The 21768-nt window shown below is 70.8% G+C and carries 16 protein-coding genes; 10 read left to right on the forward strand and 6 right to left on the reverse strand.

Features of this window, described 5'->3' with window-relative positions; all coding sequences use genetic code 11:
- Nucleotide 1: 1 nt before the first annotated feature.
- The 5 genes from chvE (at nt 2) to AB0G28_RS07955 (ending at nt 6769) form a co-directional block, all read left to right on the forward strand.
- Nucleotides 2-1108 carry a multiple monosaccharide ABC transporter substrate-binding protein gene (chvE, locus tag AB0G28_RS07935; protein WP_361084440.1) on the forward strand — a complete coding sequence of 369 codons (1107 nt, stop codon included), beginning with the start codon at nt 2-4 and terminating at the stop codon, nt 1106-1108.
- Complete coding sequence (mmsA, locus tag AB0G28_RS07940) at nt 1105-2625, forward strand: multiple monosaccharide ABC transporter ATP-binding protein (RefSeq protein ID WP_361084443.1); 1521 nt, start codon at nt 1105-1107, stop codon at nt 2623-2625. Before chvE ends, mmsA begins: the two co-directional genes overlap by 4 nt.
- Nucleotides 2622-3842 (forward strand): multiple monosaccharide ABC transporter permease, encoded by a 1221-nt coding sequence (mmsB, locus tag AB0G28_RS07945; protein ID WP_361084446.1) that lies wholly within the window; start codon nt 2622-2624, stop codon nt 3840-3842. The genes mmsA and mmsB overlap by 4 nt, the downstream gene beginning before the upstream one ends.
- A gap of 182 nt (nt 3843-4024) precedes the next feature.
- On the forward strand, nt 4025-4717 hold the full coding sequence (locus tag AB0G28_RS07950; RefSeq protein WP_361084449.1) for a hypothetical protein: 693 nt from the start codon (nt 4025-4027) through the stop codon (nt 4715-4717).
- Between the two features lie 12 nt (nt 4718-4729).
- Nucleotides 4730-6769, forward strand: coding sequence for a glycoside hydrolase family 2 TIM barrel-domain containing protein (locus tag AB0G28_RS07955; RefSeq protein ID WP_361084452.1), 2040 nt, complete (start codon nt 4730-4732; stop codon nt 6767-6769).
- 67 nt (nt 6770-6836) lie between these two features.
- On the opposite strand, the gene AB0G28_RS07960 is transcribed toward AB0G28_RS07955, so the two are convergent.
- Complete coding sequence (locus tag AB0G28_RS07960) at nt 6837-8288, reverse strand: DUF1996 domain-containing protein (RefSeq protein WP_361084455.1); 1452 nt, start codon at nt 8286-8288, stop codon at nt 6837-6839.
- A 248-nt stretch (nt 8289-8536) separates the two neighbouring features.
- Between AB0G28_RS07960 and AB0G28_RS07965 the strand changes: the two genes are divergently transcribed.
- A complete protein-coding gene (locus tag AB0G28_RS07965) occupies nt 8537-9370 on the forward strand; it encodes a substrate-binding domain-containing protein (RefSeq protein WP_361084457.1) in 834 nt (277 codons plus the stop codon).
- Nucleotides 9371-9514: 144 nt separating this feature from the next.
- Here the strand turns inward: AB0G28_RS07965 and AB0G28_RS07970 are convergent, their stop codons facing one another.
- From AB0G28_RS07970 to AB0G28_RS07985, 4 genes are all read right to left on the reverse strand, one after another.
- Nucleotides 9515-10693, reverse strand: a complete 1179-nt coding sequence (locus AB0G28_RS07970) for an MFS transporter (protein ID WP_361084460.1) — start codon at nt 10691-10693, stop codon at nt 9515-9517.
- Nucleotides 10694-10932: 239 nt separating this feature from the next.
- Nucleotides 10933-12156, reverse strand: a complete 1224-nt coding sequence (locus AB0G28_RS07975) for a cytochrome P450 (RefSeq protein WP_361084463.1) — start codon at nt 12154-12156, stop codon at nt 10933-10935.
- Between the two features lie 113 nt (nt 12157-12269).
- Complete coding sequence (gene glpK, locus AB0G28_RS07980) at nt 12270-14219, reverse strand: glycerol kinase GlpK (RefSeq protein WP_361084466.1); 1950 nt, start codon at nt 14217-14219, stop codon at nt 12270-12272.
- Nucleotides 14220-14334: 115 nt separating this feature from the next.
- A complete protein-coding gene (locus AB0G28_RS07985) occupies nt 14335-15087 on the reverse strand; it encodes an IclR family transcriptional regulator (protein ID WP_361084469.1) in 753 nt (250 codons plus the stop codon).
- Nucleotides 15088-15242: 155 nt separating this feature from the next.
- Between AB0G28_RS07985 and AB0G28_RS07990 the strand changes: the two genes are divergently transcribed.
- Genes AB0G28_RS07990 through glpD form a run of 3 tightly spaced genes read left to right on the forward strand, consistent with a single transcriptional unit; the run spans nt 15243 to nt 19299 of the window.
- Entirely contained in the window at nt 15243-16064 is an 822-nt protein-coding gene (locus AB0G28_RS07990) for an MIP/aquaporin family protein (RefSeq protein WP_361084472.1), read from the forward strand.
- Nucleotides 16065-16078: 14 nt separating this feature from the next.
- Nucleotides 16079-17593: a glycerol kinase GlpK gene (gene glpK / locus AB0G28_RS07995; protein WP_361084475.1), complete on the forward strand. Its 1515-nt coding sequence runs from the start codon at nt 16079-16081 to the stop codon at nt 17591-17593.
- 2 nt (nt 17594-17595) lie between these two features.
- On the forward strand, nt 17596-19299 hold the full coding sequence (gene glpD / locus AB0G28_RS08000; RefSeq protein ID WP_361084477.1) for a glycerol-3-phosphate dehydrogenase: 1704 nt from the start codon (nt 17596-17598) through the stop codon (nt 19297-19299).
- A gap of 55 nt (nt 19300-19354) precedes the next feature.
- Here the strand turns inward: glpD and AB0G28_RS08005 are convergent, their stop codons facing one another.
- Nucleotides 19355-20233, reverse strand: a complete 879-nt coding sequence (locus tag AB0G28_RS08005; protein ID WP_361085298.1) for an aminoglycoside phosphotransferase family protein — start codon at nt 20231-20233, stop codon at nt 19355-19357.
- Nucleotides 20234-20321: 88 nt separating this feature from the next.
- On the opposite strand from AB0G28_RS08005, the gene argG reads away from it, so the two are divergent.
- Complete coding sequence (gene argG / locus AB0G28_RS08010; RefSeq protein WP_361084480.1) at nt 20322-21767, forward strand: argininosuccinate synthase; 1446 nt, start codon at nt 20322-20324, stop codon at nt 21765-21767.
- The last annotated feature ends 1 nt before the right edge of the window (nt 21768 follow it).

Genomic DNA, 21768 nt, shown 5'->3' on the forward strand with positions numbered 1-21768 from the left:
GATGAAGTTCACCAGAGGAATCGCGGCGCTCGCGGCCGCGGGGCTCGCGCTGACGCTCTCGGCGTGCGGCTCGAGCCAGAAGACCGCCGACCAGACGGCGGCGCCCGGCGCCGCGAGCGCCGCGGGCGCCCTCGTCGGCGTCACCATGCCGACGAAGTCGTCGGAGCGGTGGATCCACGACGGCGACAACATCAAGGCCGCCCTGGAGAAGCTCGGCTACAAGGTCGACCTCCAGTACGCCGAGAACGACATCCCCACCCAGGTGAACCAGATCGAGAACCAGATCACCAAGGGCGCCAAGCTCCTGGTCATCGCCTCGATCGACGGCACCGCCATCACCACCCAGCTGCAGGAGGCGGCCGACAAGAAGATCCCGGTCATCGCCTACGACCGGCTGATCCGCAACTCGCCGAACGTCGACTACTACGCCACCTTCGACAACTTCAAGGTCGGCGTCGAGCAGGCGAACTCGCTGGTCAAGGGCCTGGGCACGAGCGCGGGACCGTTCAACATCGAGCTGTTCGCCGGTTCGCCGGACGACAACAACGCGACCTTCTTCTTCAACGGCGCGATGTCCGTCCTGAAGCCCCTGATGGACAGCGGCAAGCTGGTCGTCAAGAGCGGTCAGACCGACTTCGCCCGCGCGGCCATCCTCCGCTGGGACCCGGCCACCGCGCAGCGCCGCATGGAGGACCTGCTCACCAAGACCTACACCGGTGGCGCCAAGGTCCAGGGCGTGCTCTCGCCGTACGACGGCCTGTCGATCGGCATCCTGTCGGCGCTGAAGAGCAACGGCTACGGCACCGCCGGCCAGCCGTACCCGATCGTCACCGGGCAGGACGCCGAGGTCGCCTCGGTCAAGTCCATCATCGCCGGTGAGCAGTACTCGACGATCTTCAAGGACACCCGCAAGCTCGCCGACACCACCGTCCAGATGGCCGACGCGGTGCTCAAGGGTGGCAAGCCCGAGGTCAACAACACCAAGGACTACGACAACGGCAAGAAGGTCGTCCCGTCCTACCTGCTGCAGCCGGTCACCGTGGACAAGACCAACTACGAGAAGGAACTCATCGAGTCGGGCTACTACACGGCAGGTCAGCTGAAATGACCGAACTGCTCGGCATGCGCGGGATCACCAAGACCTTCCCCGGGGTCAAGGCGCTGTCGGACGTCAATCTTTCCGTGCGCCGCGGGGAAATCCACGCGATCTGCGGGGAGAACGGCGCCGGGAAGTCCACCCTGATGAAGGTGCTGTCGGGCGTCTACCCCCACGGGACGTACGACGGCGAGATCACCTTCGACGGGCAGCGGTGCGAGTTCGGGTCGGTGCGCGACAGCGAACGGCGCGGGATCGTGATCATCCACCAGGAGCTCGCGCTGTGCGGCCAGTTGTCGATCGCGGAGAACATCTTCCTCGGCAACGAACAGGCCAAGCGCGGCTGGATCGACTGGAACCGCACCAACCACGAGGCCGGCGCGCTGCTCAAGCGCGTCGGCCTCGCCGAAAACGCCACGCGGGCGGTGCAGGAGCTCGGTGTCGGCAAGCAGCAGCTCGTCGAGATCGCCAAGGCGCTGTCCAAAGAGGTCAAGCTGCTGATCCTCGACGAGCCGACCGCGGCGCTCAACGACGACGACTCGGCCCACCTGCTCGAGCTGCTGCGCGGGCTGCGGGACGAGGGCGTCACGTGCGTGATCATCTCGCACAAGCTCGGCGAGGTGACGGCGATCGCCGACACCGTCACGATCCTGCGTGACGGCAAGACGATCGAAACGCTCGACGCGGCCGGGCTGACCGAGGAGCGCATCATCACCGGCATGGTCGGCCGCGACCTCGAGCACCGGTTCCCGCCCCGGGAACCGGAAATCGGCGAAGAGGTGCTGCGGATCGAGGACTGGACGGTGCACAGCCCGACCCAGGCCGGGCGGGTCGTCGTCGACCGCGCGTCGCTTTCGCTGCGGCGCGGGGAGATCGTCGGCCTGGCCGGGCTGATGGGCGCGGGCCGCACCGAGCTCGCGATGAGCGTGTTCGGCCGGTCGTGGGGCAAGGACATTTCCGGCCGGATCATCAAGCACGGCGAGGAGATCGAGGTCCGGTCGGTGCAGGACGCCGTCCGCCACGGCATCGCCTACGCCACCGAGGACCGGAAGCGCTACGGGCTCAACCTGATCGAGGACATCCAGCGCAACGTGTCCGCGGCCGGGCTGGGCAAGCTGGCCAAGCGCGGCTGGGTCAACGAGCACGCCGAGCACGACACGGCCAACCGGTACCGCCGGGACCTGCGGATCAAGGCGCCGAGCGTGCAGAGCGTGACCGGGAAGCTGTCGGGCGGCAACCAGCAGAAGGTCGTGCTGGCCAAGTGGATCTTCACCGACCCGGACGTGCTGATCCTGGACGAGCCGACCCGAGGCATCGACGTCGGCGCGAAGTTCGAGATCTACACGATCATCAACGAACTGGCCGCGCAGGGGAAGGCCGTGCTGGTCATCTCCTCCGAGCTGCCGGAGCTGCTCGGGCTCTGCGACCGGATCTACGCGCTGTCGGCGGGGCGGATCACCGGCGAGGCGACCCGCGAACAAGCGACCCAGGAACTACTGATGCAGTACATGACTAAGGAACGGGAATGACCACGACCGAAGCGCGGCCCGCCGTGCCCCCGGTTGAGCGCTCCAAGCGGAGGATCTCGATCAACCCGCGCCAGAGCGGTATCTACGTCGCGTTCGCGCTGATCGTGGTGCTGTTCGAGGTGCTCACCGGCGGCGCGCTGCTGGAGCCGCAGAACATCTCCAACATCATCGTGCAGAACAGCTACGTGCTGATCCTCGCGATCGGGATGATCCTGGTGATCATCTCCGGGCACATCGACCTGTCCGCCGGGTCGGTCGTCGCGATGACCGGCGCGGTGTCCGCGGTGCTGATGGTGAACTCGCACATGCCGTGGTTCTGGGCGGTGCTGATCACCCTCGTCGTGGGCGCGGTGATCGGGGCGTGGCAGGGCTACTGGGTCGCCTACTTCGGCATCCCGGCGTTCATCGTGACGCTCGCCGGCATGCTGGCGTTCCGGGCGCTCACCCTGACGGTCCTGGGCAACCAGGGCATCGGCCCGTTCCCGGACGCGATCCGCACGCTGTCGAACGGCTTCACCGACGGCTACCTCGGCAACATCGGCCTCGGCCCGCTCGGCGGCGCCGACCTGGTCTCGCTGCTGGCCGGCGTGGCCGCGGTGGCCGGGATCGTGTTCACCCAGTGGCGCAAGCGCATGGGCCGGCTCGGCTACGGCCAGGACGTGGACCCGTTCCCCGTCTTCGTGCTGAAGCTCGCCGGGATCGCGGTGCTGGTGCTGGCGCTGGTCGTGCAGCTGGCCCGGTTCAAGAACCTGCCGTGGGTGCTCATCCTGCTGACGGTGCTGGTGCTCGGCTACTCGCTGGTGGCCGGGAAGTCGGTCTTCGGCCGGCACATCTACGCCGTCGGCGGCAACCTGCAGGCCGCGACCCTGTCCGGGGTCAAGGTCAAGCAGGTGACGTTCTGGATCTTCGTCAACATGGGCGTGCTGGCCGCGCTGGCGGGCATCATCTTCGCCGGCCGGCTCAACCAGGCGGGCCCGACGGCGGGCATCAACTTCGAACTGGACGCGATCGCGGCGGCGTTCATCGGCGGCGCGGCCGTCCAGGGCGGCGTCGGCAAGGTGGTCGGCGCGATCACCGGTGGCCTGATCATGGCCGTGATCAACAACGGCATGTCCCTGATCGGCGCGCCGAGCGAGCGGGTCATGCTGGTCAAGGGCGTCGTCCTGCTCGCGGCGGTGGCCTACGACATCTGGACGAAACGCCGCGCGGCTTCCTGAGCGCACCCGTGTCGCCGGAAAGGGGCTTTCCTCGTACGCGGGGAAAGCCCCTTTCCGCGTGTTCAATGAATTCGACGGAAAGCGATTTTCGAAGTTCTCGAATGCGCCCGGCAATGCTTGACCACGCGCTGACGGCCCGGTCATAGTCTTGGTGAATCCTTCACCGACGACAGGATGTGACCATGCACAAAGTCGTGCGTTCCCTGGTGGTTTCCCTGGCCGTGGCCGCTTCGGTGGCCACTTCGGCGGGGGTCGCCTCGGCGGCGACCTGGTCGTCTTCGGACAAATGGGCGACCTGGTCGGAAGGCGGCTACACGATCCGCAACGACGTCTGGGGCAGCGGGGCGGGCCCGCAGAGCATCTGGGCGAACTCGCACAGCAATTTCGGGGTCTGGTCGGACCAGCCCAACACCGGCGGGGTGAAGTCCTACCCCCACTCGGCGAAGAACGTCGGCAGGCAGCTCAGCTCGCTTTCGAAGGTTTCGAGCAGCTTCAACGTCACCCGCCCCGGCAGCGGCGCCTACGAGACCGCGTATGACATCTGGGCGAACAACAACGCCTACGAAACCATGCTCTGGATGAACAAGCAGGGCGCGGTCGGGCCGCTGGGCACCAAGCAGACCACCGCGACCGTCGGCGGGCACACCTGGGACGTCTACAAGGGATCGAACGGCTCGAACGCGGTGTTCTCGTTCGTCCGCACGTCGAACACGAACGCGGGGACGGTCGACGTGCTGGCCGTGCTGAACTGGATCAAGGCGCGCGGCTGGTTCGGCGACGTCACGCTCGGCGAGGTCCAGTTCGGCTTCGAGATCACCTCGTCGTCCGGCGGCCTGAACTTCACGACCAACAGCTACTCCGTCACCAGTTCCTGAGTGGAGGGTCGCGTGCGCCGGTTCGTCCTCGCGGTGGTCACCGTGCTGCTGTGCGGCTTCTGCGTCCCGGTGGCGGCGGCCTCGGGCCACCCCCGCGTCGAGACGCCGCTGGCCGGCTGGCGGTTCCACCTCGGCGACGTCGCCGGCGCCGCGGCCCCCGATTTCGACGACACGTCCTGGGCGCCGGTTTCGGTGCCGCACACGTGGAACGCGGCCGACGGCGCGGACGGCGGCGGCGACTACCGGCGTGCCGTCGGGTGGTACCGGACCCGGCTGGCCGTCCCGGCGGGGGACCGGCGGGTCTTCCTGCAGTTCGACGGCGCCAATCTGGTCACCGACGTCTACGTCGACGGGCACCGCGCCGGGCGGCACGAGGGCGGCTACTCCGGGTTCCGCTTCGACGTCACCGCGCTCGCGCCCGCCGGGTGGACGGTGTCGGTCGCGGTGGCGGTCGACAACCGGAAGAACCCCGGCGTGGCCCCGCTCGACGGCGACTTCACCCTGTTCGGCGGGCTCTACCGCGAGGTGAAGCTGGTCGTCACCGACCCGGTGCACGTGGACGCGCTCGACTACGGCGGTCCGGGCGTTTCGGTGCGGCAGCGGGCGCTGACCGCGGCGGCCGCCGACCTCGAGGCGACCACCAGGGTCACCAACGACACGGCCGTGCCGCGGCGGATCCCGGTCCGGACGGTGGTCCGGGACGCCGCGCGCCGCGTCGTGGCGGTCTCCGCGGGCGCGGTCACCGTCGGAGCCGGCTCGACCCTGCCGGTGACGTCCGCGCTGCGCGTGCGCGACCCGCACCGGTGGGACGGCGTGCGCGATCCCTACCTGTACTCGGTCACGGCGGAAGTGGGCGGAGACGCGGTGACCGTCCCGCTCGGGCTGCGCACCTTTGCCGCCGATCCCGCGCGCGGCTTCCTGCTCAACGGCGTCCCGTACCCGCTGCACGGGGTGAACACCCAGCTGCCCAGCCGTCCCGGCCGCGGCGCCGCGGTGTCGGCCGCCGACATCGACGCCGACTACGCGCTGATCGCCGAGCTGGGCGCGAACGCCGTCCGGATGGCCCACTACCAGCACTCGCCGCGCGAATACGACCTCGCCGACCGGCTGGGCCTGGTGGTCTGGACCGAGGTGCCCCTGGTCGGCTGGGTGACCGATTCGGCGGCCTTCACCGCGAACGCCGAGACGCAGGCGCACGAGCTGGTCCGGCAGAACGAGAACCACCCGTCGGTGGCGATGTGGGGCCTGGGCAACGAGCAGTACGCCTCCAGCCCGGCCGCCAACGCCGTGCTCGCCGCAACTCAGGCCGTGTTCCGCGCGGACGATCCGGACCGCCTGACGACGTACGCCCACTGCTGCCTGTCCGACACCGACCCTCTCGCCGGGCACGCGGACCTGACCGGCTACAACCGCTACTACGGCTGGTACGTGCCGGGTGCGGCGAATCTGGGCACGTGGGCCGACGACCTCCACCGGGCCGACCCGGGCCGGCGGATCGCCGTCTCCGAATACGGGGCGGGCGCGAGCGTCCGCCAGCACGAACAGCACCCGGCCCCGCCGGTCCCCGGCGGGCACTGGCACCCCGAGGAGTACCAGGCGGAGGTCGCCGAAGCGGCGTGGCGCGCGATCGAGGCGCATCCGTACCTCTGGGGCTCGTTCGTGTGGGTCATGTTCGACTTCGCTTCGGACGGGCGCAACGAGGGCGACCGCCCGGGGATCAACGACAAGGGGCTGGTCACCGACGACCGGCTGACCGAAAAGGACGCCTTCTACTGGTACCAGGCCAACTGGTCGTCCCGCCCGGTCCTGCACATCACCTCGGCCCGCGACACGGTCCGGACCACCGCCACGACCGACGTCAAGGTCTACGCGGGCACCGTGCCGGTGAGCCTTTCGGTCAACGGAGTCCCGCTCGGCACCCGGGTGCCCGACGACCACATCGCCGTCTGGCCCGCGGTCGCCCTCCATCCGGGCCCGAACCTCATCCAGGCGACCTCCGTCCAAGGTGGCCGGCTGCTCACGGACACAGTCACCTGGGTCCGGCGGTCCTGATGTCCGTGAAGGCCTCCTTACCGGCTTTTATGGCCGGTAAGGAGGCCTTCACGGCCGTTCGGCCGGGCTACTGGTTGCAGCGCTTGCCGGTGTTGATGCAGTTGACGGCCTGGTTCATCAGGCGCTGGCCCATGACGTTGGCGAAGTCGTCGTGGTCCGAGCGGGGATTGTGCTTCTCCTGCGCGAAGGCGTCCACTTTGTACTGGCCCTTGAGCTGGATGTCCCGCGGGATGTTGTAGATCAGCTTGATCACCAGCTGCGGCACGTTCTTGAAGCCCTGCGGGCAGCGGCCCTGCTGGTCGGAGAACACGATGTGCGTGCGGTGGTTGGCGCTGTCGATGTTCTTGCCGTCCCAGCAGTTCGGGAAGGCGTGGATGCGCTCGACCTTGCTGTTCTGCGGGCAGATCGGGTACTTGTCCGTGAGCCGGTCTTCGAACCCGGTGCAGGTCCAGCTCGCCCGGGCGTTGGCCGGGCCGTTGGTGCTCTGCTTGGCGTCGCCGTAGAGGATGCGGAGGAACTGCGGCATCGCGACGACCTTGTTGGCGCCACCGCTGGTGAAAGTGATGATCGCCGCCTGGACGCGCTGGATCTCGCCGTCGTTGTCGCCGACCTCGTTCTTGTCGTTCACGCCGGGCAGCTCGGCGGGCTGGCCGTTGCTGTTGCCGCCGCCGTTGTCGAGGCCGCCCTGGCCGTTCTGCTTGAGCACGCACGGCGCGAGCCCGCCCAGGTTGGTCGGCTTCTGGGCGCGCCGGCCGATGGCGATGGCGATCCGGTCGATGGTGGCCACCCGCTTGTCCTTGAGCGGGCCGATGACGGCGTTCTGGATGTCCTGCGGCGTCTTGAGGTCGCCGTTCGCGATCCGCTTGTTCGCCTCGTCGATCTGCTTGTCGAGCAGGTCGAGGTTGCGGTTCACCTCGTCCATCGCCTGGTCCGGGACGTCGGGGAGCTTGCTCGCGACGTCCGGGCAGTCGACCTGGGAGCTGGCCTTGTCCTTCGCGCTCTGCGCGCGGTCGCCCTTCGGGTCCTTGCCCGGCGGGTTCTTTTCGGCGTCGCCGGTGTCGATCCGGACGACGGGCCAGAAGTAGGCGGACTTGTCGCCGTTCTTGCAGGTCGTGCCGGCCTTCAGGAGGCTCTTGTTGTTCGAGTCGGCGTTCGTCGACAGGTTGCCGACGTAGTCGTGCAGGTGCTGGGCGCCGTTCTTGATGCCGGGCTGGGCGATGAAGTTGTCGGGGTTGAAGTGCTGGTTCTCGTTGCGGCCGCAGTCCACGGTGAACGTGCCGCGCGCGCCCTTCTGCTGCAACGCCTTGTTCACGTTGGAGCCCGCGGGCACCTTCGTGATGTCGATGAAGAAGGACTTGCTGGCGGGGTCGGCGCTCGCTTCGTCGCTGCGCCCGGCCGTGGTCGCGACGACGATGCCGCCGACGGCGATCGCGAGGGCGAGACCACCGGTCGCGATCTTCGTGCGGCGGGAAATGCGATGTCTGCCCGTGGCGGGGGAGCGGGTGGTATTCCGGGCCATGTTCACCTCGTTCGGTTTTCCGGGCACGCCGAAGACAGCTGCGTGCCCGGTGGGGAAACGCGCGGAACCCGGGGAGCGGCGCCGGGCGCGGGGATCGGGGGACCGCGTCCGGTGTCACTGGTTCCGGCATTGGGGGGAACGGCTGCCGCCGGGAAGCGGTTCAAGCCGCGATCTCGCCGTTACCTGTTCGTTATTTATGGAAGGTGAACAAAGTTCACGTCCACCCGTGTGATCGCTAACATCACTCCATGTCCGTGGACGACGCAGGTCCCGACGGCCCGCTCCGCGCGCCGGTTCTCCACCGGCGCGGCACCCTCGGGGTGATCGCCACCGCGGCCACCGTGACGGGGCCCGTGCTGCACGGCCTCCGCGCGGCCGCCCGCGAGCAGGGGTACGAGGTCAGCGTCTTCAGCGTGACCGGCCACGGCGGCGCGGCGGTGATGGCGGCCGTGGCCGGCCTGAGGCTGCAGGGCGTGGCGGGCATCATCGTGCTCGACGCGCGGCTGGTCGCCGAGATGGCGCCGGTCCCCGGCATCCCGCTCATCCCGGCCGCGCCCACCGGCCAGTACGACGGCGCGCGCCGCGCCACCGAGCACCTCCTGGCGCTCGGCCACCCGACGGTCTGGCACCTGGGCGGTCCCGAAGACGGCCCCATCGCCCGCGCCCGCGAGCGCGGCTGGCGCGAAACCCTCGAACGCCACGGTGCGGAGATCCCGCCGGTGGTCCGCGGCGACTGGTCCGCCCGCTCCGGCTACCGGGCCGGCCAGTCCCTGGCCGTCGAACCGGGCGTCGGCGCGGTGTTCTCGGCCAACGACCACATGGCACTGGGCCTGTTCGCGGCCTTCGCCGAAGCGGGAATGCAGGTCCCGCGCGACGCGCACGTCGTCGGCTTCGACGACGTCCCCGAGGCGGCCTACTTCGCACCCCCGCTGACGACGGTCCGCCAGGACTTCGTCGCGGCGGGCCGCCAGACGCTGGCGGTGCTCGAGGCCCGCATCGACGGCGTTCCGGCACCGATGCGCGGGTCGGTCGAGGCCGAGCTGGTGGTGCGGGAGAGCAGCCGCTGCCTGCGGGGTGTCTAGCGGGTCACCTCACGGCCAGGTCCGTGCGAGCCTTGCGAACGTCTCCGGGTCGCTGTGCACCGGCACGACGCAGAGCAGGTGACCACCGGGCGCGCAAGGTGTGACACTCCAGCCAGCGCGAGACCGGCTTCGCGCCCAGAGCCGTCAGGCCATCTCGTGTGTGGTGCACCGCCAGTGGAGGACGGACAGCACGAGGAGGACGAACCCGGCCGCAGGGGCCAGGGCGAAGGCGGTGGAAGCGCCGAGCCCGTCGGTGGTGCGGCCGGCCACGAACGCAGCCAGTGCAGAACCGGCAGTGCTCAAGGAGTTGTTCCAGGTGAACGCCTGAGTGAGGACGGCCAGGGGGACGGCCTTCTCCGTGAGGACGTTCAGCAGCACGAGCGTGGGTGGGACGGCCGCCTCGTTGACCACCACGGCGATCCCGAGCCAGGTCGCTGTCGGGGCCAGGGGAAGCAGCAGCGCCGTCGTCGTCAGGTATGCGGTCGCGACGACGAGCTGGAGCCGGGCCGGGGCGCGGTGCCGGCGCAGCCCGTAGAGCCAGCCCGAGACCAGGCTGCCGATGCCGGCGGCGGCGACGATCGGCGCGGCCGCGCCGGGCACGCCGTGCTCGGTGGCGAACGCGCTCACCGAGACGCCCATGGTGCCGAAGTACAGCCCTACGGCGAGGTTGAGCAGGCCGAGGCGAAGGAAACGCGGTCGCAAGAGGACGGGGTGCGCGCGCTCGCGGGCGGGTGGGGGCGCGGTGCGGCGTTGGATGGCCAGGGCCGCACCACCGCCCACGATCAGGGCCGCTGCGACGGCGCTGGCCAGGGTCGCGTGGCCGGCCGCCCCGAGCGCGGTGACCAGGACAGGCCCGAGGAGGAACGCGGTGGCGTTGGCCAGTGACTCCAGCGAAAAGGCCGTGGGGAGTTCATCGGCCCGGCGTTCGCGCAGCAGGTGCGCCCAGCGGGCCGCGGAGAGGGCCCCGAGCTGGGGGACGGCCGCGCCGGCGCAGACCGCTGAGGCGATCGCCGCCGGGGTGGGCGTGACGAGGACACCGGCGATGGCGATGCCGTGGGTGGCCACGGAAAACGGCAGGACGCGGGTCTGGCCGAACCGGTCGACCAGCCGCGCGAGCTGCGGGCCGGCCACGGCTTCGGCGAGGGCGAACCCGGCGGCGGCGAGGCCGGCGGTGGTGTAGGAGCCGGTGCGGGCGTGGAGCAGCCAGATCAGGCCGAGACCGGTCATGGCGATGCCGGCGCGGCCCGCGGCGGCGGTGAAGAAGAAGGCGGCGGCGCCCGGGGTGCGCAGCACGAAGCGATAACCGGAGACAGTGGGCGACATGGGAGTCCTCGACGCCGCCGGGCAACCGGGCGGAGGGACGCGGCCCGGCCGAGGCGGGTCCGGACGACTGAGACCACGCTGACAGAAGAACCTTCGGCCTGGCAACGGGTTTTCCGGCAGGCTGCGGACCGGTATCCCGCGTCCGAGGGGCGTGCGTGGTAAAGAGGGTTCCAACCCTCTTTACCACGCACGACAACCCGCGGCCGACCAGCGAACCGCCGCCTGCCTCGAGCCGGCGGTCACCGGGTGAGGGGCAGCGCCGCCATCCCGCGCAGGGACGGGTTCTGGCGGCGCTGCACCTCGCCCGCGATCCGCAACGCCGGGAACCGCTTTCCGATCTGTTCGAGCAGGACGGTCATCTCGAGCCGGGCCAGGGCCGCGCCGAGGCACAGGTGCAGACCGTGGCCGAAGAACAGGCCCCGGCCGGCGTCCCGGGTGATGTCGAACCGGTCCGGGTCCGGGAAGCGTTCGGGATCCCGGTTCGCCGCTCCGTTGAGGACCACGACCGCGTCGCCGGCCGGGATTTCCGCGCCGCCGACCACGGCCGGCCGGGCGGCCGCGCGCTGGCTCATCTGGGCCGCCCCGTCCCACCGCAGGATCTCCTCGGCCGCTCCGGCCGCCAGCCCGGGATCGCCCGTGAGCAGGGCGAACTGCTCCGGGTGGGTCAACAGCGCGTGGATCCCGATGCCCAGCGCGCCCGCGGTGGTCTCGTAACCGCCGCCGAACAACACGATGAGCGAGTTGAGCACGTCGTCGGCGGACATCGGCTCGGCGTCGTCGGCGGGCCGGGCCAGCAGCGCGGACGTCAGGTCGTCCCGGGGTTCCGCGCGCCGGAGGGCGATCAGGTCCGTGAAGTAGGCGCGGAACTCGACGGCCGCCGCGTCGACCTCGGCGCGCAGGTCCGGCGACATCGCCGGGTTGACCTGCTTGCCGATCAGGTCGGTGACGCGGCGGAGCCGGTCGTGGTCGGCTTCGGGGACGCCGACCAGCCCGCCGATCACCGCCATCCCGAGCGGGTAGAGCACCGTGCCGACGAACTCCGCGGCGCCGCCGTCCGCCGTGGCGTCGGCGAAGCGGTCCAGCACCTGGTCGGTGGCCTGGCGCACCACGGGTTCCAGCGCCTGGACGCGGCGGACGGTGAAGTCCCGCATGAGCAACCGCCGCTCGCGCGTGTGTTCCGGCGGGTTCTTCCACGGCAGGAGCGCGGCCAGCAGCACCATGGCCGGGTTGTCGCGCCAGCCCGGCCGGTGCCGGTCGCGCCACTGCGCGTCCAGCACCAGGAACGTCTCGCCGTCGGCGAGCACCCGCTGGCAGTCGGCGAACCGGCTGAGCACCCAGCCGTCGAAGACTTCGCTGCGGAAGACCGGCGCCTGCTCGCGGAGCTTCGCGTAGACCGGGTACGGATCGGCGAGCCCGGCCGGGGTGGACAGGGACAGCAGGGCTTCGTCGGCGGCTGCGGACATGGTGCTCCCTCCAGAGGCGAATCGGCTCCCGCAGTCTCCCGTGCCGGGGCGGGGCCCGGACCTCGCTTCACCCGGATGGCAGGACGCGGAACCGGATTTCCCGCTGGGCGGGACTAGAGCCGCAGGCGATCGCCGAGCCCGCGGATGTGGTCCGCCCGGCCGCAGTCCAGGTCCAGCTGGCGGCGGCGTTCCGCGACGAACGCGCGGCCCAGCCCGGTCCGGTCCGAAGTGGACATTTCCCGGCGCAGTTCGTTCAGCAGCCCGCGTTCCTCGCCGCGGACGTGCGCGTCCACGGCGTTTTCCAAGCGCAGCAACGCCTTCTCGAAATCGTCGCCGTCCAGGACCGCCAGGAGGTCGTCGCCGAACGGCTTGCCCGGCGCCGCCGGCTGGACGATCCGCTCGGTCGCCGTCGCGTGGGCCACCAGCAGGGCCGCCAGCTCCGCGACCAGGGCCGGGCGGTCCGCCTCGGCGTTGCGCAGGTCGCGCAGCAGCTGCTCGAACCGGCGGTGGTCGGCCAGCAGCACCTCGACCAGGTCCGAGCCGGGCGCGGCCGCCGCCGGAGCCGGGCGCATCCAGCCGAACGTCAGCTCCACCGCCTGGCGCCAGTGCGCGTACTCGCTGTCGCGGCGGACCGGGTCCATCGCCGGCAACCACTGACCGGCCCGGTGCCAGTTGCGTCGCAGCCCTTCCAGGTCCGGCCAGTACCCGACCGACAACCCGGCCGCATACGCCGCGCCGAGCGACACCGTCTCCGCCACCATCGGGCGCACCACCGGCACGTCGAGGACGTCGGCGATGAACTGCATCAGCAGGTTGTCGGCGGTCATCCCGCCGTCGACCTTCAACGTCGAGAGCGCCAGCCCGGAGTCGGCGTTCATCGCGTCGACGACCTCGCGCGTCTGCCAGCCGGTCGCCTCCAGCACCGCCCGTGCCAGGTGGCCCTTCGTGATGTACGACGTGAGCCCGGCGATGACGCCGCGCGCTTCGCTGTGCCAGTGCGGCGCGAACAGGCCGGAGAACGCGGGGACGATGTAGCAGCCGCCGTTGTCCTCGACCGTCCGGGCGAGGGTCTCGATCTCGGGTGCGCTGCCGATCAGCTCCAGGCCGTCGCGGAACCACTGGACCAGTGACCCGGTGACGGCGATCGAGCCTTCCAGGGCGTACACCGCCGGCTCGTCGCCGATCTTGAACCCGACCGTGGTGAGCATGCCGTGGGTGGACAGCACCGGTGTCGGGCCGGTGTTGAGCAGCAGGAAGCTGCCGGTGCCGTAGGTGCACTTCGCCTCGCCGGGCGCGAAGCAGGTCTGGCCGAACAGGGCCGCCTGCTGGTCGCCGAGCGCGGCGGCGATCCGGATGCCCGGCACCACCCTGCTGGTGGTGCCGTAGACCTCGGTCGACGACCGGATCTCCGGCAGCATCGCGCGCGGGACGTCGAAGAAGTCGAGGAGCTCGTCGTCCCAGTTCAGCGTGCGCAGGTTCATCAGCATGGTGCGGGAGGCGTTGGTGACGTCGGTGACGTGCACGCCGCCCTCGGCGCCGCCGGTGAGGTTCCAGATCAGCCAGCTCTCGATGGTGCCGAAGAGGACGTCGCCGCGCTCGGCGCGTTCGCGCAGGCCGGGAGTGCGTTCGAGCAGCCAGCGGATGCGGGGCGCGGAGAAGTAGGTGGCCAGGGGCAGGCCGCACAGCTGCCGGACGCGGTCGGCGCCCGGCTCGCGGGCGAGCTGCTCGAGCATGGCGTCGGTGCGCGTGTCCTGCCAGACGATCGCCCGTCCGACCGGGTTGCCGGTGCGCCGGTCCCACAGCACGGTGGTCTCGCGCTGGTTGGCGATCCCGAGGCCGACGACCTGGTCGGCGGTCGCGCCGGCGTCGGCGAGGGCCTGCGGCACGATCCGGGACAGGTTCCGCCAGATCTCGACGGCGTCGTGTTCGACCCAGCCGGGGCGCGGGAAGTGCTGCTGGTGCTCCCGCTGCACGACGGAGACGAGCCGGCCGCGGGCGTCGAACAGGATGCACCGGGTAGAGGTGGTGCCCTGGTCGATGGACATCACGTACCGCTGGACCACGTGCTCACCGCCTTTCTGCCCGTCCCCGGGTGCCGCGAATGACTCATTCGGGACCTCCGAGGTCCCGAATGAGTCATTCGCGACGTCCGGCGTCGCCGGGGGATGGCCGCATCCTTCACCATCGGGACGCACCCAGGTCCCGTGACACCGCGCGCGCCGCGTCGCGGATATGGGTCAGCAACCGCGGGCTCGGGGCGCCGTCGGGCTCGCAGATCCGCTCGGCCGCGCCCGACACGCCGATCGCGCCCACCACGATGCCGCCGTGCCCGCGGATCGGGGCCGCGATCCCCGCCTCGCCGGAGATCATCTCGCCGTTCTCCACCGCCCAGCCCGCCTCCCGTACCTTCGCACACGCCCGCTTGATCGCCGTCTGGGTGACCAGCGTGCGGCGCGTGTACGGCTCCGGGGTCGCCTTCAACGTCGTGTCGTAGGCCAGCAGGACCTTCCCCAGCGCGGTCGCGTGCAGCGGCAGCAGCGTGCCGACGTCGAGCGTCTGCAGGCTGTCGTCCGGCCGGAACACGTGGTGCACGACCAGCACCCGGCCCTCCAGGGGCGCGCCGATCCGGACCGCCTCGCCGCTGCGGGCGGCCAGCGCGTCGGCCCAGTTGATGGCCCGCGACCGCAGCTCGTTGACGTCGAGGTAGCTCGTGCCCAGGTGCAGCAGCGCCGCGCCGAGCTGGTACTTGCCCGTGTCGCGGTCCTGCTCGACGAACCCGACGCCCTGCAGGGTGCGCAGGATCCCGTGCGCGGTGCCCTTCGCCAGTTCGAGCGACTCGGCGATCTCGCCGACGCCCAGGCGCCCCGAGCCGCGCGCCAGCAACCGCAGGATCGCGGCGGCGCGCTCGATGGACTGGATCGGACCCGGCACGGCGAGACCCTAACCCGACCGGCCGCGATTCGACAATGTCGAACATCGACACCGGCCGTTCGACAATGCCGACCGCCGTCCGTTGACCCTCCCGCGTGGCGAACCTAACTTTCCCTCCACCAGTAGGGGGACAAGGTCCTTTGTGGAGGAAAGCAATGGTGCGAAGCCTCAAGGCCCGTGGGCTCGCCGGCGAAATGGCCGCCGAGTTCGTGGGGACGATGATCCTCATCCTGTTCGGATGCGGGGTGGTGGCGCAGGTCGTCGCCGCGGGCATCGGGGACCACGACAGCATCGCCTGGGCCTGGGGCCTCGGCGTCACGCTCGGTGTTTACGTCGCTTCGCGGATCAGCGGCGCGCACCTGAACCCGGCCGTGACCATCGCCCTCGCGGTGTTCAAGGGCTTCGAGTGGCGCAAGGTCGCCCCCTACGCCCTGGCCCAGACCGCCGGCGCGTTCCTCGCCGCCCTGCTGGTGCGCTGGAACTACACCGAGGTCCTCAACGCCAAGGACCCCGGCCTGACGATCAAGACCCAGGGCGTGTTCTCCACCCTTCCGGGTAACGGCACGCTTCCCGTCGGTGACTGGGGTGCCTTCCGCGACCAGATCATCGGCACCGCGATCCTCGTCCTGGTGATCTTCGCGATCACCGACCTGCGCAACACCTCGCCGGGCGCGAACCTGGCCCCGGTCGTCGTCGGCTTCCTCGTCGTCGCCATCGGCATGGCCTGGGGCACCGACGCCGGCTACGCGATCAACCCCGCCCGCGACTTCGGCCCGCGCCTCGCGTCCTGGCTGACCGGCTACGACACGGCGTTCACCGACCAATACGGCTTCCCGTACTGGTGGATCCCGATCGTGGCACCCGTCATCGGCGCGGTCATCGGCGGCGCGATCTACAAGTACCTCATCGAGCGTCACCTCCCGGCGGGCGACCCGCTGGACGCCATGCCCGCCAAGGACCTCGAGCCCGCCGCCTGAAAGGGAAAACCACCATGCCGGACTTCGTCGGTGCCGTAGACCAGGGCACGACCAGCACCCGCTTCATGATCTTCGACCACGGCGGCAACGAGATCGCCCGCCACCAGCTGGAGCACGAGCAGATCCTCCCCAAGCCGGGCTGGGTCGAGCACGATGCCACCGAGATCTGGGAACGCACCCGCTCGGTCATCGCGACCGCGCTCAACAAGGCCAACCTGACGGTGAACGACCTGGCCGCGCTGGGCATCACCAACCAGCGCGAGACCACCGTCGTCTGGAACCGCCGCACCGGCCGCCCGTACGGCAACGCGATCGTCTGGCAGGACACCCGCACCGACCGGATCGCCTCCGCGCTGGAGCGCGAAGGCAAGGGCGACATCATCCGCCGGAAGGCCGGCCTGCCGCCCGCCACCTACTTCTCCGGCGGCAAGCTGCAGTGGATCCTCGAGAACATCCCCGGCGTGCGTGAGGACGCCGAGAAGGGCGACGCCCTCTTCGGCACCACCGACACGTGGCTCATCTGGAACCTCACCGGCGGCCCGGACGGCGGCGTGCACGTCACCGACCCGACCAACGCCTCCCGCACCATGCTGATGGACCTCGAGACCCTCGACTGGGACGACGAGCTGCTGTCGTTCTTCAACGTCCCGCGGCAGATGCTCCCGGCGATCCGGCCGTCGTCGAACCCCGGCTTCGGCACCACTCGCGCCGACGGCCCGCTCGGCGGCGAGGTCGCCATCACCGGCGTCCTCGGCGACCAGCAGGCGGCGACGGTCGGGCAGGTCTGCTTCCGGCCCGGCGAGGCCAAGAACACCTACGGCACCGGCAACTTCCTGCTGCTCAACACCGGCCAGGAGCTGGTGCGTTCCCGGCACGGCCTGCTGACGACGCTGTGCTACCAGTTCGGCGACGACAAGCCGGTCTACGCGCTGGAAGGCTCGATCGCCGTCACCGGCTCGGCCGTGCAGTGGCTGCGCGACCAGCTCGGCATCATCAGCGGCGCGGCCCAGAGCGAGAGCCTGGCCCGCCAGGTCGAGGACAACGGCGGCGTCTACTTCGTCCCGGCGTTCTCCGGCCTGTTCGCGCCGTACTGGCGCTCCGACGCCCGCGGCGCGATCGTCGGGCTCACCCGCGCCACGACGAACGCCCACATCGCGCGGGCCACCCTCGAGGCGATCTGCTACCAGACCCGCGATGTCGTCGAGGCCATGCAGAACGACTCCGGCGTCACGCTGGACGTGTTGCGGGTGGACGGCGGCGTCACCGCCAACGAGCTGTGCATGCAGCTGCAGGCGGACATCCTCGGCGTGCCGGTGTCGAAGCCGGTCGTGGCCGAGACCACCGCGCTGGGCGCCGCGTACGCGGCCGGCCTGGCCGTCGGGTTCTGGAAGTCGACCGACGAGCTCGAGCAGAACTGGAACGAGGACAAGCGCTGGACGCCGTCGTGGAGCGACGAACAGCGCGCCGAGGGCTACGCGGGCTGGCAGAAGGCCGTGGGCCGCACGCTCGACTGGGTCGACGTGCAGTGACCATGAGGAGGAACACCGTGACCCCGCTTTCCCCGCAGTACCGGGCGGAAACCCTGCGGAAGCTGGTGAACGAAGAAGTCGACGTGCTCGTCGTCGGCGGCGGGGTGACCGGGGCCGGCGTCGCGCTCGACGCCGCGTCCCGGGGCCTGTCGACCGCGCTGGTCGAGGCCCGCGACTTCGCCGCCGGCACGTCCAGCCGGTCGTCGAAGCTGATCCACGGCGGCCTGCGCTACCTGGAGCAGCTGGACTTCAAGCTGGTGCGCGAAGCGCTCAAGGAGCGCGGGCTGCTGCTGCAGAAGCTGGCCCCGCACCTGGTGCGGCCGGTCAAGTTCCTGGTCCCGCTGCAGCACCGGGTGTGGGAGCGCGGCTACATCGGCACCGGCGTCACGCTGTACGACACCCTCGGCGGCGCCCGCGCGCTGCCGAGGCACCGGCACCTCTCCAAGCGGGGCGCCTTCAAGGTGGCCCCGGCGCTGGCGGACGACGCGCTGATCGGGGCGATCCAGTACTACGACGCCCAGGTCGACGACGCCCGCCACACGATGACGATCGCCCGGACGGCCGCCGAGCAGGGCGCTTCGGTCCTGACGCGGACTCGCGTGACGTCGCTGCTTCGCGACGGCGAGCGCGTCGTCGGGGCGAAGGTCGTGGACCGCGAGAGCGGGGTCGAGTTCGAGATCCGCGCCCGCACGGTCGTGGCGGCCACGGGGGTCTGGAGCGACGACATGGCGGAAGCGGCCGGGATCCCCGCGCCGTTCACCGTCCGCGCGTCCAAGGGCATCCACCTCGTGGTGCCGCGGGAGAAGATCGACCTCGACACCGGGCTGATCCTGCGGACCGAGAAGAGCGTGCTCTTCGTCATCCCGTGGGGACGGCACTGGATCGTCGGTACCACCGACACCGAGTGGGACCTCGACCGCGAGCACCCGGCGGCGAGCCGCGCGGACGTCGACTACGTGCTCGACCACCTCAACGCCGTCCTGCGTACCCCCGTGACGCACGACGACATCGAGGGCGTCTACGCGGGTCTGCGTCCGCTGCTGGCGGCGAAGGCGGCCGCGACGACGAAGCTGTCGCGGGAGCACGCGGTGGCACGCCCGGTGCCGGGCCTGGTCATCGTGGCCGGCGGCAAGTACACGACGTACCGGGTGATGGCCGCCGACGCCGTCGACGTCGCGGTGGAGGAGGTCGGCCGCCCGGCCCCGCCGTCGTGGACCGACCGGCTGCCGATCGTCGGCGCCGAGGGCTACCACGAGCTGTGGGAGGACCGGTTCGGCGTGGCCGCGAAGGCGGGGTTGCCGCTGACGCGCGTCGAGCACCTGCTGCAGCGGTACGGCACGCGGATCTGGAACCTCCTCTCGCTCATCGAGGAGGACCCTTCGCTCGGGGACCCCATCACGGAGACCTCGGAGTACCTCCGCGTGGAGGCCGTCTACGCGGTTTCCCACGAAGGTGCGCTGCACCTGGAGGACGTCCTCACCCGGCGGACGCGCATCTCGATCGAGGAGCGTGACCGCGGCGTGGCGGCGGCCCCCGTCGTGGCCGGTCTGATGGCCCCGCTGCTGGGCTGGGATTCCCACCGCACGGACCGTGAGGTGGCGAACTACCTGGCCCGCGTCGAGGCGGAGCGCTCGGCGCAGGAAGCACCGGACGACGCGGCGGCGAACGCCACCCGCCTCGCGGCGCCGGCGCTCCTGCCGAGCTGAGCTGCTCTGTCCGTGAAGGCCTCCTTACCGGCTCTTATGGCCGGTAAGGAGGCCTTCACGGCTTTGGACGGCACCCCAGCTCCGTGAGCACGTATCGGGCGTTGGCCGAGATGACCGGGTTCGTGTGCCGGTAGTACGGCAGCTGGATCACGGCCATCGACAGCGCCCGGCCGCGGCCGCGCGCCCAGGTCGCGTCGTCGGCGCCGACGGCCTCGCGGAAGGTGCGCCGCGTGTCCGCGGTCAGCAGGTTCCACGCGGGGATCAGGTCGATCGCCGGGTCGCCGATCCCGGCCGTGGCCCAGTCGAGGACACCGCTCAGGCGACCGTCGCGCAGCAGCAGATTGCTCGGCATCAGGTCGCCGTGCAGCCGGCGCGGCGGTCCGGTCCACTGTGGAGCGTCGAGCGCCCTGGTCCAGACGGCGAGGGCCGCCTCCGCGTCGAACGGCTCGTCGGTGCCGCTCAGCTCCTCGATCGCCCGGCGGGTGGCCGGGTCCACGTCCGGCAGCGGCTTCCCACGGCGGGTCGGGGGACCTTCCGCCGGGTGCGCCTGCAGCGCACGCACGAAGTCCGCCAGGTCGCGGGCCGGCGCGTCGCGGCCTTCGCGCGCCGGTGCGCCGTCGAGCCAGCCGTGCACCGCCCACGGCCACGGGTAGCCCTCAGCCGGCTCGCCGACCGCGACGACGGCCGGGACCGCCGCCGGCAGCCCGGCGAGCGTGGCCAGGGCCTCTCGTTCCTTCGCGATGTCTCCGGCGCCGCCCGCGGTCAGGGGGAGCCGGACGGTCAGGTCGTCCCCGAGGCGGTACACGGCGTTGACCGTGCCCCCGGAGGCCAGGGGAGTGAGGGGCGACCCGGCCCAGCGCGGGAACTGCCCGTCGACGAGCCGCCGGACCAGGCCGGCGTCGATGGCGTGCTGATCCGCGTGCATCCGCATGATCCCACCGAACCACCCAGGTCAACCGGGTTTTCGTGACCCCCGGCACCCCGGATTGCACGACGATGCATGGCCGTGCATAATCATTCGCATGTCCAAGGTGCTCACTTCCCTGCCCGTCGGCGAGCGTGTCGGTATCGCCTTCTCCGGTGGCCTCGACACTTCCGTAGCGGTCGCGTGGATGCGCGACAAAGGCGCGGTCCCCTGCACCTACACCGCCGACATCGGCCAGTACGACGAGCCCGACATCGAGTCGGTGCCCGGCCGGGCCGGCCAGTACGGTGCCGAGATCGCCCGGCTCGTCGACTGCAAGGAAGCCCTGGTCGAGGAGGGGCTCGCGGCGCTGACGTGCGGCGCGTTCCACATCCGCACCGGCGGCCGCAGCTACTTCAACACCACCCCGCTCGGCCGCGCCGTCACCGGCACGCTGCTGGTGCGCGCCATGCTCGAGGACGACGTCCAGATCTGGGGCGACGGCTCCACCTACAAGGGCAACGACATCGAGCGGTTCTACCGCTACGGCCTGCTGGCCAACCCCTCCCTGCGCGTCTACAAGCCGTGGCTCGACGCGGACTTCGTCACCGAGCTCGGCGGCCGCAAGGAGATGTCCGAGTGGCTGCTCGCGCACGAGCTGCCCTACCGCGACAGCACCGAGAAGGCCTACTCGACCGACGCCAACATCTGGGGCGCCACGCACGAGGCCAAGTCGCTGGAGCACCTGGACACCGGCATCGAGATCGTCAAGCCGATCATGGGCGTGGCGTTCTGGGACCCCGAGGTCGAGATCCCGGCCGAGGACGTCACGATCGGCTTCGAGCACGGCCGGCCGATGACGATCAACGGCAAGGAGTTCGCCACCGCCGTCGACCTGGTGCTGGAGGCCAACGCCATCGGCGGCCGGCACGGCCTGGGCATGTCCGACCAGATCGAGAACCGGATCATCGAGGCCAAGAGCCGCGGCATCTACGAGGCCCCGGGCATGGCGCTGCTGCACGCCGCCTACGAGCGGCTCGTCAACGCCATCCACAACGAGGACACCCTCGCCAGCTACCACAACGAAGGCCGCCGCCTCGGCCGCCTGATGTACGAGGGCCGCTGGCTGGACCCCCAAGCCATGATGCTGCGCGAGTCGCTGCAGCGCTGGGTCGGCACCGCGATCACCGGCGAGGTGACGCTGCGGCTGCGGCGCGGCGAGGACTACTCGATCCTCGACACTACCGGCCCGGCGTTCAGCTACCACCCGGACAAGCTGTCGATGGAGCGGACCGAGGACTCGGCGTTCGGCCCGGTCGACCGGATCGGCCAGCTGACCATGCGCAACCTCGACATCGCCGACTCGCGCGCGAAGCTGGAGCAGTACGCGAGCCTCGGCATGGTCGGCGGCTCGAACCCGAAGCTGATCGGCGCCGCCCAGGCCGCGTCGACCGGCCTGATCGGCGCGATGCCCGAAGGCGGCGCCGAGGTGATCGCCTCGCGCGGCAAGACCGACGACGTCGAGCTGCTCGACAACGCCGCGATGGAGTTCGGCACGGACTGAT

Origin of the sequence: Amycolatopsis sp. NPDC021455, assembly GCF_040640995.1 — a bacterium.
Lineage (GTDB): Bacteria > Actinomycetota > Actinomycetes > Mycobacteriales > Pseudonocardiaceae > Amycolatopsis.